The 13,161-nt window shown below is 71.4% G+C and carries 10 protein-coding genes; 4 read left to right on the plus strand and 6 right to left on the minus strand.

Annotated elements, in window-relative coordinates:
• Nucleotides 1–19: 19 nt before the first annotated feature.
• From mnmA to YWY_RS0104715, 6 genes are all read right to left on the minus strand, one after another.
• Nucleotides 20–1,114 (minus strand): tRNA 2-thiouridine(34) synthase MnmA, encoded by a 1,095-nt coding sequence (mnmA, locus tag YWY_RS0104690; RefSeq protein WP_028846658.1) that lies wholly within the window; start codon nt 1,112–1,114, stop codon nt 20–22.
• Complete coding sequence (locus YWY_RS0104695) at nt 1,111–2,334, minus strand: cysteine desulfurase family protein (protein ID WP_028846659.1); 1,224 nt, start codon at nt 2,332–2,334, stop codon at nt 1,111–1,113. Before YWY_RS0104695 ends, mnmA begins: the two co-directional genes overlap by 4 nt.
• Before the next feature lie 49 nt (nt 2,335–2,383).
• On the minus strand, nt 2,384–3,346 hold the full coding sequence (locus YWY_RS20315; protein ID WP_051309749.1) for a lysophospholipid acyltransferase family protein: 963 nt from the start codon (nt 3,344–3,346) through the stop codon (nt 2,384–2,386).
• Nucleotides 3,347–3,387: 41 nt separating this feature from the next.
• Entirely contained in the window at nt 3,388–4,176 is a 789-nt protein-coding gene (locus YWY_RS0104705; protein WP_028846660.1) for a GNAT family N-acetyltransferase, read from the minus strand.
• Nucleotides 4,177–4,395: 219 nt separating this feature from the next.
• Nucleotides 4,396–5,355, minus strand: a complete 960-nt coding sequence (locus YWY_RS0104710; protein ID WP_028846661.1) for an electron transfer flavoprotein subunit alpha/FixB family protein — start codon at nt 5,353–5,355, stop codon at nt 4,396–4,398.
• A 37-nt stretch (nt 5,356–5,392) separates the two neighbouring features.
• The gene (locus YWY_RS0104715) at nt 5,393–6,181 is read right to left on the minus strand and encodes an electron transfer flavoprotein subunit beta/FixA family protein (RefSeq protein ID WP_028846662.1); all 789 of its coding nucleotides are present in this window, start codon (nt 6,179–6,181) and stop codon (nt 5,393–5,395) included.
• 330 nt (nt 6,182–6,511) lie between these two features.
• Between YWY_RS0104715 and YWY_RS20320 the strand changes: the two genes are divergently transcribed.
• From YWY_RS20320 to YWY_RS0104735, 4 genes are all read left to right on the plus strand, one after another.
• Nucleotides 6,512–8,794, plus strand: a complete 2,283-nt coding sequence (locus YWY_RS20320) for a heterodisulfide reductase-related iron-sulfur binding cluster (RefSeq protein WP_084608939.1) — start codon at nt 6,512–6,514, stop codon at nt 8,792–8,794.
• A gap of 506 nt (nt 8,795–9,300) precedes the next feature.
• Nucleotides 9,301–10,095, plus strand: a complete 795-nt coding sequence (locus YWY_RS0104725) for a class I SAM-dependent methyltransferase (protein WP_028846663.1) — start codon at nt 9,301–9,303, stop codon at nt 10,093–10,095.
• On the plus strand, nt 10,092–11,654 hold the full coding sequence (locus YWY_RS0104730; protein WP_028846664.1) for a 1,4-alpha-glucan branching protein domain-containing protein: 1,563 nt from the start codon (nt 10,092–10,094) through the stop codon (nt 11,652–11,654). The genes YWY_RS0104725 and YWY_RS0104730 overlap by 4 nt, the downstream gene beginning before the upstream one ends.
• Entirely contained in the window at nt 11,642–12,892 is a 1,251-nt protein-coding gene (locus YWY_RS0104735) for a glycosyltransferase family 4 protein (protein ID WP_028846665.1), read from the plus strand. Before YWY_RS0104730 ends, YWY_RS0104735 begins: the two co-directional genes overlap by 13 nt.
• The last annotated feature ends 269 nt before the right edge of the window (nt 12,893–13,161 follow it).

The raw sequence follows: 13,161 nt of genomic DNA on the forward strand, positions 1-13,161 counted from the left end.
GCCTGCACTGGTACCCCTGTCAGCGCCGGGTGCCGGTGATCTTGGCGGCGCCAAGGACCAGGTCTCCGGCCTCGGCGTCCGGCCGGTACAGCACCAGCGTCTGCCCCGGCGCCACACCGCGCAGCGGCTCGCGCAGCTCCACCCGCACCCGGTCCTCGCCGTCGGCCACCGCCACCGCGGGCGCCACACCACCGTGTGCACGCACCTGCACCTGGCACTCGGTCGGCCCGTCGAGCGGCTTCGCCGGCCAGGTGGCGCGGTCGCCCTCGATCACCCGCACGCCGAGGTCTTCGGCCGACCCCACCTTCACCGTGCCGGACACCGGTTCCAGCGCCAGCACGTACCGCGGGCGGCCGTCCGGCGCGGGCGCCTCGATGCCCAGCCCCTTGCGCTGCCCGACGGTGAACCCGTGGATGCCGGTGTGCTCACCCAGCACCGCCCCGGTCTTCGCGTCGACCAGCTTGCCCGGCTTGCGGCCGAGCCGGGACTCCAGGAACGCCTTGGTGTTGCCGTCCGGGATGAAGCAGATGTCGTGGCTGTCCGGCTTGTCGGCGACCATCAGGCCCCGCTCGGCCGCCTCCGCCCGGACCTCGGACTTGACCGAATCCCCCAGCGGGAACATGGCGTGCCGCAGCTGCTCGGCGCTCAGCGAGGCCAGCACGTACGACTGGTCCTTGCCCTCGTCGGCGCTGCGGCGCAGCTCCGGAACCCCGTCGACGATCCGCAGGCGCGCGTAGTGCCCGGTCACGACCGCGTCGAAGCCCAACGCGATCGCCTTCTCCAGCAGCGCCTCGAACTTGATCTTCTCGTTGCACGTCACGCACGGGTTCGGGGTGCGGCCCGCGGCGTACTCGCCGACGAAGGTCTCGATCACGTCCTCGGTGAACCGCTCGGCGAAATCCCACACGTAGAACGGGATGCCGAGCAGATCGGCCACCCGGCGCGCGTCCCGCGCATCCTCGATCGTGCAGCAGCCGCGGGCCCCGGTGCGCAACGTGCCCGGCTTGGCCGACAGCGCCAGGTGCACGCCGACGACCTCGTGCCCGGCGTCCACCGCCCGCGCGGCCGCCACCGCGGAGTCCACCCCGCCGCTCATGGCGGCCAGCACCTTCATGTCCTCACCCTTCCTGCTCGCCGCGTGGTCAGACCCGCCTTGCGAGCCCGCTCGACGACTCCCTCGATCTCCGCCAGCAGCGCTTCGACATCGGCCTTCGCCGACGTGTGCCCCAGCGAGAAGCGCAGCGACCCGCGCGCGTGGCGCGGGTCGACGCCCATGGCCAGCAACACGTGGCTGGGCTCGGCCACGCCCGCGGTGCACGCCGAGCCGGTGGAGCATTCGATGCCGCGCGCGTCGAGCAGCATCAACAGGCTGTCGCCCTCGCAGCCCGGGAAGCTGAAGTGGGCATTGCCCGGCAGCCGGTCACCGTCCAGCCGCGGACCGTTGAGCACCGCGTCCGGCACCTTCGCCAGCACGCCGCGCACCAGCTCGTCCCGCAGGCCGGCCAGCCGCTCGGCGGTGTCCGGCAGCTCCTTCACCGCATACCGCACCGCCTCGGCCAGCGCGACGATGGCAGGCACGTCGAGCGTCCCGGACCGCACGTCGCGCTCCTGACCGCCGCCGTGCAACAGCGGGGTGCACTGCGCCTCGCGGGTCAGCAGCAGCGCCCCGATCCCGTAGGGGCCGCCCAGCTTGTGGCCGCTGAACGCCAGCGCCGTCGCGCCGCTGTCGGCGAAATCCACCGGCACCGCGCCGACCGCCTGCACCGCGTCGGTGTGCAGCGGGACGCCGAACTCGGCGCAGACCGCCGCGATCTCGGCGATCGGGTTGATCGTGCCGACCTCGTTGTTCGCCCACATCACGCTGACCAGGGCGACGCCATCCGGATCGGCCTCCAGCGCCGTGCGCACCGCCTGCGGCGACACCCGGCCCTCGGCGTCCACCGGCAGCAGCGCAAGCTCTGCGCCCATGTCGTCGGCCAGCCACTGCGCGGCGTCCAGCACCGCGTGATGCTCCACCGCCGACACCAGCACGCGCCGCCGCGCCGGGTTCTCCTTGTGCTGGGCCCAGTAGATGCCCTTGACCGCCAGGTTGTTCGCCTCCGTGCCACCCCCGGTGAAGATCACCTCGGACGGGCGCGCACCCAGCGCCTCGGCGATCGACTCGCGCGCCTCCTCCACCATGCGGCGCGCCCGGCGGCCGGAGGAATGCAGCGACGACGCATTGCCCACCTCGGACAACGCCTGCGTCATGGCGGCGACGGCGGCGGGAACCATCGGCGTGGTGGCCGCATGGTCCAGGTATGCCGAGCGGGCTGGTCGCTGCGTCGAGGTCATGACCCTTCCAGGGTATCGCCCGCCACCGACACCGGCGCCGGGCGGCGTATCAGGCCGCCGAATCCGACCGGCCCGCGGACACGCGGTGGATGCGTTCGGCCTCCGGCTGGAGGATGCGCGGCTGCCACGGCCGGGAGCCGAGCGCGGCGGTCATGCCCAGCGCGGACAGCACCGCGCTCTCGGTCAGGTCGGCCAGTTCGCGGCGGTCGGCGGTGCGGCCTGCCGGGATCTCCTGGCACACGAACATCTCGATGACCAGGCCGCGCAGCCTGGCCACGCGCATCAGCGACGCGACCAGCGACTCGGTGCCGACGAACGCCGGTGCGGTCGTCTGCTCGCCGGTGGTGAGCCGGTAGCGCAGCGCCACCGGCAGCACGGCCGCTCCGCCGTCGATGGCCGCCTGGAACGGCGCGGGAACGTACCGACCGGACGCCTTGCCGCACCACGTGGTGCCCTCGCCCGCCACGTTCACCATCGCCCCGCCGCGGAACGCCTCCGCCAGCTCGGCCACCGTCCCCGGAAGCGAGCGCAGGCTCTCCCGGTTCACGAACACCGTGCCCGCGCGCCGGATGAGCCCGCCGAGCACCGGCCAGCTGCGCAGCTCGGACTTGGCCAGCGCGCGCATCGGCTGCACCGAGTTCAGCGCCACGATGTCCAGCCACGAGATGTGGTTGTTGACCGTCATCACGCCCCGCTGCGGCTCGGCCGCCGCGCGGACCAGGCGGGACCGGCCGTGCACCACCAGGCGGGCGCCGAACGCGCGCAGCATGGCGCCGAACAGCGTGCGTACCACCACCGGGCGCACTCGCCGCGGCATGAGGAACAGCAAGGGGCCGGCGATGCCTGCCAGCAGCAGCACCAGCAGCGCGCTCGCCAGGCGGAGGATCACCCGCAGCCGGCCTGCCGACGGCGGGGTCTCCGCCTCCACGCAATCCGGGCCGCACGGCGACGTGGGCATCCACGGATGCGCCTGCGGCAGAGAACTGGTCGGTACCGGCCGTTCCTTGGGCATGCTCCCCCTATCGTCCGTCACACCCAGGTGACGTCCCGACTCTACTGGGCACCGAGGAAGAACTTCACATAACGCTGGTCGACGGAGTGGATGTCGAGAAGCACGAAGAAGTCGGCCACGTTGAAGTCCGGGTCGTGCGCGGGCGGCCCGCACACCCGGGCGCCCAGCCGCAGGTACCCGCGCACCAGCGGCGGCAGCACCAGCTTCTCCACCCGCGGCACGCCCTCGGTCCGCCACGGATGGTGCGGGTGGACCCGCAAGCTTTCGTCGGCGTAGTACTTCTCCTGCAGCATGTCCCACACCGATGCGGCGTAGGACCCGCCGTCGGCCAGCGGCACCGACGCGCAGCCCGCCAGGTAACGGTGGCCGGACAGCACCATGTACCGGGCGATGCCGGTCCACACCAGGCTCACCACGGCGCCGGTGCGGTGGTCGGCGTGCACGCACGACCGGCCGGTCTCCACCAGGCTGCCGCGCAGCTCGGCGAGGTTGCTCAGGTCGAACTCGGTGTCCGAGTACAACTTGCCCGCCTCGGCGGCGCGCTCCGGCGGCAGCATGCGGTAGGTGCCGACGATCTCCCCGGTGGCGTCCTCCCGCACCACGATGTGGTCGCAGTACTGGTCGAACTCGTCGACGTCCAACCCGTCCACCGGCGAGTGCAGCTTCGCCCCCATCTCCACGCCGAACACCTGGTGCCGCAGCCGCTGGGCAGCGACGACCTCGTCCTCGGTCTTGGCGACCAACACCGAGTAGCCACCGGTGCCGGAATCCTTCCCCCCTGCTTTGCCGGCGCTCTTGGTGATGCTGGCCAGCAACTGCGATGAAGTCATGTCGTTGATGATTCCAGCTCACGCACCGTCGTCGCCGCTCGGTGCACCCTCATGGCGTACAGGTGGGCGGAAACAGACCGGTGGCCTGCCGCCCAGCAGAACGACAGGCCGTCGGCAACAGACCAGTGACCTGCCGCCCAGCAGAACGACAGGCCGTCGGCAACAGACCGGTGGCCTGCCGCCCAGCGGGACGACAGGCCACCGGGAAGCCGAGCCGGGTTAGCCCTTGCGCTTCTCGATCTCCTCCTGCAGCTGCGGCGCGACCTTGAACAGGTCGCCGACCACGCCGAAGTCGGCGATCTCGAAGATCGGCGCCTCCGGGTCCTTGTTCACCGCGACGATCGTCTTGGAGGTCTGCATGCCCGCGCGGTGCTGGATCGCGCCCGAGATGCCCAGCGCGATGTACAGCTGCGGGGAGACCGTCTTGCCGGTCTGCCCGATCTGGAACTGCGCCGGGTAGTAGCCGGAGTCGACCGCGGCACGGGACGCGCCGACCGCCGCGCCCAGCGAGTCGGCCAGCGCCTCCACCACCGAGAACTGCTCGGCGGAACCGACGCCACGGCCACCGGCGACCACCACGGACGCCTCGGTCAGCTCCGGCCTGTCGCCGCGCACCAGCGGCTCCCGCCCGGTGATCTTGGCCGCCTTGGCCGGGTCCACCGCGGGCAGCTCCAGCGGCTCCTCGGCCGCCGCGCCCTCGGCCTGCTCGGCGTCCACCGCGCCGGGCCGCACCGAGATGACCGGCACGCCCTTGATGGCCTGCGCCTTCACCGTGAACGCGCCACCGAAGATGCTGTGCTGCACGGTGCCGTCGGCCGCCACGTCCACCGCGTCGACCAGCAGGCCGCCGTCCAGCCGTACCGCCAGCCGCGCCGAGACCTCCTTGCCCTCGGCGGTCGCCGGCACCAGCACCGCCGCCGGGGAAGCCTTGCCCGCGGCCACCTGCAGCGCGTCGACCTTCGGGGTAACCAGGTAGTTCGCCGCGTCCTCGGACTCCGCGACGTAGATCTTCGCCGCACCGTAGGCGGCCAGCGACTCCTTCGCCTTGGCCGCGCTGCCCGGGGCGCCCACCACGACGGCGGCCGGCTCGCCGAGCGCACGCGCGGCGGTCAGCAGCTCGAACGTGGACTTCTTGACCTCACCGTCGACGTGGTCGACGAGAACCAGAACTTCAGCCATCGGTTTACGTCTCCTTGGGAATCGAGGCGGGGTGGTCTCAGATGAGCTTCTGGGCCGCGAGGAACTCGGCGATCTTCACGCCGCCGTCACCCGAGTCCTCGATCTTCTGGCCTGCCTCACGCGGCGGCTTCGGCGCGGCTTCGAGCACCTTCGACCAGGCGTTGTCCAGGCCCACCTCGCTCGCGTCGACCCCCAGGTCGGCCACGGTGAGCGTCTCGACCGGCTTCTTCTTGGCGGCCATGATGCCCTTGAACGACGGGTACCGCGGCTCGTTGATCTTCTCGGTCACGCTGACCACGGCGGGCAGCTGCGCCTCCAGGTGCGTCACGCCCTCGTCGGCGGTCTCCCGGTCCACCTTGATGGTGCCGCCTTCGACGGTGACCGACCGGGCGTGGGTCAGCTGCGGCATGCCCAGCAGCTCGGCCAGGATGGCGGGCACGCCACCGGAGCCGCCGTCCGACGAGGCGTTGCCCGCGATGATCAGGTCGACGCTGTCCAGCCGGCGGATCGCCGCAGCGATGACCTTGGCGGTGGCGATCACGTCGGAGCCGTGCAACGCGGGGTCGGACACGTGGACGGCCTTGTGCGCGCCCATGGACAGGGCCTTGCGGATGGCGTCGGTCGCCCGGTCCGGGCCGACGGCCAGGACGGTGACCTCGCCCTCACCCGCCTCGGTGATCTTCAACGCTTCTTCGACGGCGCGCTCGTTGATCTCGTCGAGCACCGCGTCGGCGGACTCACGGTCAAGCGTGAAGTCGGAGTCGCTGAGCTTGCGCTCCGAGTAGGTGTCCGGCACCTGCTTGACCAGAACGACAATGTTGGTCATCGGCCTTCTTCGACCTCCTGATGGCAGCCGCTCGGCTGGCGATCGGCTGTGCGCGACAGCTCGTTGGTAGCTGGTTGATGTGGTTCTTGTCCGGCAGAACCCTGGCGGAACCTCAGCGACCCTAGAGCCCTACCGGCGGGTAGCTTACGGCGAAAACGCAGCATGCAGCCCATCGCGTGACGTCATTCACGCGGAATCGCGATTTACCTGCACGATCGTCCAGATTTCTGTCGATGCCGGTCGGTGCCCGACTTCCGCACCTGCTACCGACAAGTTAAGTTGTCCGCCAACGGCTGCCGCGTTCCCTGACGCACCACCACGGAGGACCCGTTGACAATCACCTTGATCATCGGCTTGCTGGCCACGGCCGTCGTGGCGGCGCTGGCCGCACGGCGTATCGCGTGGCTGATCAAGCTCATCCGGTCGGGCCAGCCGACCGATCGCGGCGACAACCTGGCCAAGCGGGTGTGGCTGCAGTTCGTCGAGGTGTTCGGCCAGCGCAAGCTGCTGAAGTGGTCAGTGCCCGGCCTGGCCCACTTCTTCACCATGTGGGCCTTCTTCATCCTGGCCACGGTCTACGTGGAGGCCTACGGTGCGCTGTTCGACGAGGACTTCGCCATCCCGCTGATCGGCAAGTGGGACCTGCTCGGCGCGTTGCAGGACTTCATCGCGCTCGCCGCGCTGGTCGGGCTGATCACGTTCACCGTGCTGCGCATCAAGCAGGCGCCCGAGCGCAAGCAGCGGGCCTCCCGGTTCTACGGCTCGCACACCGGCGGGGCGTGGCTGATCCTGTTCATGATCTTCAACGTCCTGTGGACGATGTTCCTCTTCCGCGGCGCCGCCTCGGCGGGCGGTCACCTGCCGTACAAGGACGGCGGGGCGTTCGCCTCGGACGCGATCGGCGAGCTGATGTCCGGCTTGGACGCCGACACGATCTTCTTCCTCGACCGGCTCGGCCTGCTGCTGCACATCGGCGTCATGCTGGTGTTCCTGCTGATCGTGCTGCACTCCAAGCACCTGCACATCGGCCTGGCGCCGCTGAACGTGTCGGCCAAGCGGCTGCCCGACGCGCTCGGCCCGCTGCAGCCGATCGAGCACGACGGCAAGCCGGTCGACTTCGAGGACCCGGACGAGGACGCCAAGTTCGGCCGCGGGGCGATCGAGGACTTCACCTGGAAGGGCTACCTGGACTTCGCCACCTGCACCGAGTGCGGCCGCTGCCAGAGCCAGTGCCCGGCGTGGAACACCGGCAAGCCGCTGTCGCCCAAGCTGGTGATCATGGACCTGCGCGACCACCTGTTCGCCAAGGCCCCGTACCTGATCGGTGGCAAGGAGATCCCGGACGCGGTGGACGCGGTGGAGACCAAGGGGCACGGCGTGCCGGAGTCCGGCTCGTCCCGGATGGCGCAGAACGACCCCCGGCAGGCCACCCGGCCGCTGGTCGGCACCGCCGAGCAACTCGGCGTCATCGACCCGGACGTGCTGTGGTCGTGCACCACGTGCGGCGCCTGCGTCGAGCAGTGCCCGGTGGACATCGAGCACATCGACCACATCGTGGACATGCGGCGCCACCAGGTGATGATCGAGTCAGAGTTCCCCGGCGAGCTCGGCACGCTGTTCCGCAACCTGGAGAACAAGGGCAACCCGTGGGGCCAGAACAACTCCGAGCGGCTGGACTGGGCCAAGGAGCTGGACTTCGAGGTGCCGGTCTACGACGGTGAGCTGGCCGACGACGTGGAGTACCTGTTCTGGGTCGGCTGCGCCGGCGCGTTCGACGACAACGCCCGCAAGACCGTGCAGGCCACCGCGGAACTGCTGCACCTGGCCGGGGTCAAGTACGTGGTGCTGGGCACCGAGGAGACCTGCACCGGTGACTCGGCCCGCCGCGCGGGCAACGAGTTCCTGTTCCAGATGATGGCGCAGCAGACCGTCGAGATGCTCAACTCGGTGTTCGAGGGCCGCGAGCCGGTCAAGCGCAAGATCGTCACCACCTGCCCGCACTGCATGAACACCCTGGGCAGGGAGTACCCGCAACTGAACGGCCACTACGAGGTGGTGCACCACACCCAGCTGCTGAACAAGCTGGTGCGGGAGAAGAAGCTGGTGCCCATCACCCCGCCGGAGGGCACCACGGTCGACGGGGTCGGCCCGATCGAGCGGCGCAAGGTCACCTACCACGACCCGTGCTACCTGGGTCGGCACAACAAGGTGTACTCGCCGCCGCGTGAGCTGATCGACGCCGCGGGCGCCGAGCTGGCGGAGATGCCGCGGCACGCCGACCGGGCGCTGTGCTGCGGTGCCGGTGGCGCCCGGATGTGGATGGAAGAGCACATCGGCAAGCGCATCAACCTCGAGCGGGTCGACGAGGCACTGACCACGCTGGGCAACGGCGCGGGCCCGAAGGACGCCGAAGGCACCGTCATCACCGGCTGCCCGTTCTGCAAGGTGATGGTCGCCGACGGGCTGACCCAGCGCGGCAGCGAGAACGTCGGCACCAACGTCGGCGTGAAGGACGTCGCCCAGCTGCTGCTCGAAGCGGTCAAGCGCGGCGAGGACGTCCAGCAGCGGGCGGCCGGGCAGGCCGAGCCGGAGCTGGAGAAGACGGAGTCCTGACCGGTGCGGCGATGAGCGGGCACCGGCCCGCTCATCGCCGGCTGGCGGCTGGTGCGATGAACACTTGGCGACCGACGCCGGTGACCGCGGTCGGCTGTGCCGCTGGTGCGACACGCCGACGACCGTCGCCCGGCACGTGCGTGCCGCCCTGCTCGTCGACGGTCACCGATCCCGGGTCGCCCTCCCCAGCGACCCGTGAGGCCTTCGCGCCGCGCTCATCGCACCGCCGCATCCCCGCCGGCCGTGCCGACCCCGCCGCGAGTATTTCCGACCTCGGGCGGATGCGGTGTCCCCCGATCGCCCCACATTCGTCCGGCATTCGGCGCGCACGGCGGGCGGTGTCCGGCGGTGTGAGCTCGGCCGGAGCGACCGGCTCCGGCCGGGCGGAGCCAGGTACCGACGGGTAGGTTCATGTCCATGGCAGAAGTCCCGGTGAGCGCGCAGGCGTGTGCGCGCGGCATGGGCAGGCGGGCGGCGCCGCGGCGGGAGGCCGGCCGGTGAGCGGCATGGCGGGCACGGCCGACGGAGCCGCCGTGCGCGCTGCCAGGGCGGTCCAGCTGCACCTCACCGGCGAGCGCACCGTCCCCGGCGTGCCGGAGGAGAACTACTGGTTCCGCCGCCACGAAGCGGCCTACCGCGCGCTGGTGCCGCTGTGCGCGGACGCCGTGGTGCTGGAAGCCGGATGCGGCGAGGGCTACGGCGCGAAAATGATCGCCGAGGTCGCCGAGCGTGTGATCGCGCTGGACTACGACGCGGAATGCGTCCGGCACGTCGCGCGCGCCTATCCCGCGGTGAGCCCGGTTCGCGGCAACCTGGCCTGGCTGCCCCTCCGGGACGGCAGCGTGGACGTGGTGGCGAACCTGCAGGTCATCGAGCACTTGTGGGATCAGCACGGCTTCCTGCGGGAATGCCTTCGGGTACTGCGCCCCGGCGGCCTGCTGCTGTGCACCACGCCGAACCGGCTGACGTTCACCCCGGATTCGGACACTCCGCTCAACCCGTATCACACGCGCGAACTCACCGCGGCCGAGCTGAGCGACCTGCTGGGCGAGGCCGGGTTCGCCGTGCGGAGCCTGCGCGGGCTGCACCACGGCCCCGGCGTGCGGCGCCTGGACGACCGGTACGGCGGATCGATCATCGAGGCCCAGCTGGACGTGGTGATGGGCCACCTGCCCGGCGCGGCCCCCTGGCCGGACGATCTGCTGGCGGACGTGGCGGCGCTGACCGCGGACGACTTCGTCATCCGCGACGAGGACATCGACGCGAGCCTGGACCTGATCGCCGTGGCGGTGCGGCGGTGAGCACAGCGTTGAACGGCAACGACGAGGGGACCTTCTGCCTGGTGCTGCACAGCCACCTGCCGTGGTTGCTGCACCACGGCAGCTGGCCGGTCGGCGAAGAGTGGCTCTACCAGGCGTGGACCCACTCCTACCTGCGGGTGTTCGACCTGTTGCGGAAGTTCGCCGACGAAGGCAGGCGCGACCTGCTCACGCTGGGCGTCACGCCGGTGCTGGCCGCCCAGCTCGACGACCCGTACGCGCTGCGCGGGGTGCAGGAATGGATCGGCCACTGGCAGCTGCGGGTCCAGCAGGCCGCGGTGCGCTGGCGGGACGACCCGCTGCTGCGGGAGCTGGCCGTCGCCGAGCACAAGGCCGCCATCGCCGCCGCCGAGCACCTGGAGACGGACTGGCGGCACGGCTTGTCGCCGGTGCTGCGGCCGCTGGTCGACGACGGCGTGATCGAATTGCTCGGCGGCCCGCTGACCCATCCCTTCCAGCCGCTGCTGGCCGATCCGGTCCGGGACTTCGCGCTGGCCGAAGGCCTGGCCGACACCCGCCTGCGGATCGGCCACCGGCCGGAGGGCATCTGGGCTCCCGAGTGCGGCTACAAACCGGGGCTGGAAGCCGCGTATGCGGCGGTCGGGGTGCGGCGGTTCCTGGTCGACGGGCCGGCATTGCGCGGCCGGACCCACGTCGCCCGCCCGGTCGGTGACACCGACGTGCTCTGCTTCGGCCGGGACCTGGACGTCACCTACCGTGTCTGGTCCCCGAAGGCCGGTTATCCCGGCCATCCGGCCTACCGCGACTTCCACACCTGGGACCACGCCGTCGGCATCAAGCCGTCCCGCGTCACCGGCAAGCGGGTGCCGCCGCCGGACAAGGCGCCCTACGACCAGGACCGCGCGGCGCAGGCGGTGCACAGCCACGTCAAGGATTTCGTCGAAACGGTCCTGCTCCGCCTGCGGAAGCTGCGCGCCGAACACGGGCGGCCGGCCTTGGTGATCGCCGCCTACGACACCGAGCTGTTCGGGCACTGGTGGCACGAGGGCCCCATGTGGCTGGAAGGCGTGCTGCGCGCGCTGCCGGAAGCCGGTGTGCGCGTGACGACGTTGCGCGGGGCGACCGAAGCCGGTCATGTCGGCGAACCCGTCGAACTGCCCGCTTCGTCCTGGGGATCGGGCAAGGACTGGCGGGTGTGGGACGGCGAGCAGGTCGCCGACATGGTGGACAGCAACGCCCGGCTGCAACAGCGGCTGCTGCGGACCATGGCGAGCCTGCGCGCAGCGGGCCGGGCGACGGCCGATGTCCGCGATCCGGCGGCCGATCAGCTGGTGCGGGAGGCGCTGCTGGCACTGTCCAGCGACTGGGCCTTCATGGTCACCAAGGACTCCGCCGCCGACTACGCCAGGCACCGAGCGGCGGAACACACCACCCGGTTCACCCGGCTCGCCGATGCCCTGGACGCCGCCGACACCGAGCGGGCCGCCGCGCTGGCCCGCGGGCAACTGGCCGCGGACCACCCGTTCGGCCAGCTCGACGCTCGCCGCTTGCAACGATCGGAGACTTCATGCGTGTCCTGATGCTGTCGTGGGAGTACCCGCCCGTGGTGGTCGGCGGCCTGGCCAGGCACGTGCATGCGCTTGCCCGCTACCTGGCCGCCGACGGGCACGAGGTGGTGGTGCTGTGCAGGCAGCCGTCGGGCACCGACGCCGAGACGCACCCGACGACCGACTCCGTCAGCGAGGGCGTGCGGATCATCCGGGCCGCCGAGGACCCCATGCACGTGACGTTCGAGCGGGACCTGGCCGCGTGGACGCTGGCGATGGGGCACGCCATGGTCCGCGCAGGCTACGAGCTGCTCCGCGGCTGGCGTCCCGACGTGGTGCACGCGCACGACTGGCTGGTGACGCACCCGGCGATCGCGCTCGCCGAAGCCGCGCGGGTGCCGTTGATCGGCACCATCCACGCCACCGAAGCGGGCAGGCACGCCGGCTGGCTGTCGCACCCGCTCAACCAGCAGATCCACTCCGTGGAGTGGTGGCTGGCCAACCGCGCCGACGAGCTGATCACGTGCTCGAAGGCGATGCGCGCCGAGGTGTCGCACCTGTTCGACATCCCGCCGGAGACCATCCACGTCATCCACAACGGGATCGAGCAGCGGTCCTGGCAGGTCTCCCGGGCCGAGGTGGAGGCGGCCAGGGCCAGGCACAGCAACGGCGGCCCGCTGCTGTTGTTCTTCGGTCGCCTGGAGTACGAGAAGGGGGTGCAGGACCTGCTGGCCGCGCTGCCGCGCATCCGGCAGCTGCACCCGGGCACCCGGCTGGTGGTGGCCGGCAAGGGACGGCACCTCGACCCGCTCATCGAGCAGGCCCGCAAGCTGCGGATCCGCCGCGCGGTGGACTTCGTGGGCCACCTGCCCGACCGGGAACTGCGCGCCGTGCTCGCCGGGGCGGACACCGTCGTGCTGCCCAGCCGCTACGAGCCGTTCGGCATCGTGGCGCTGGAGGCGGCCGCCGCCAATGCCCCGCTGGTGGCGTCCACCGCGGGCGGGCTGGGCGAGGTCGTGCAGGACGGGGTGACCGGGCTGGCGTTCGAACCGTGCGACGTGGACGGCCTGGTCGCGGCGGTGCACGGCGTGCTGTCCGACCGGGAGGGCGCGAAGCGGCGGGCCGAGGCGGCCAGGGCACGGCTGGCCGAGGACTTCGACTGGCCCACCATCGCGGCAGCGACCGCCGAGGTCTACCGGAACGCGCGCGCCGGAGGGCCGCAGGCCCTTGGCCGCCCGAAGATCGCCACCGGCAACGCCTTCCAGACGTGACAAGTGGCCTGACGGATCACTCGCCGCTGACGGCGTGCCCGGCTGCTCCGCAGCGTGATCGCCCGGCCGAGAACCCCGCTGCGCCTCCGGCGAGCGGACCCGCCGCCACGTCCGGCGGAACCGTGCAGACGGTCCGGCCGTCCGAGCCGCTCGCCGCCAGCTCGGCGAATCTGTTGCGCAGCGCCGCCGAACACCCGAGCGTGAGGATTCGCCCGCCGACGCCCGTGCCCGGCGTGAGGGTCGTCGTGATGGCGGTCGGCCGAGCCGGT

The organism is Thermocrispum agreste DSM 44070 (assembly GCF_000427905.1).
In the GTDB taxonomy this organism is placed as follows: Bacteria; Actinomycetota; Actinomycetes; order Mycobacteriales; family Pseudonocardiaceae; genus Thermocrispum; species Thermocrispum agreste.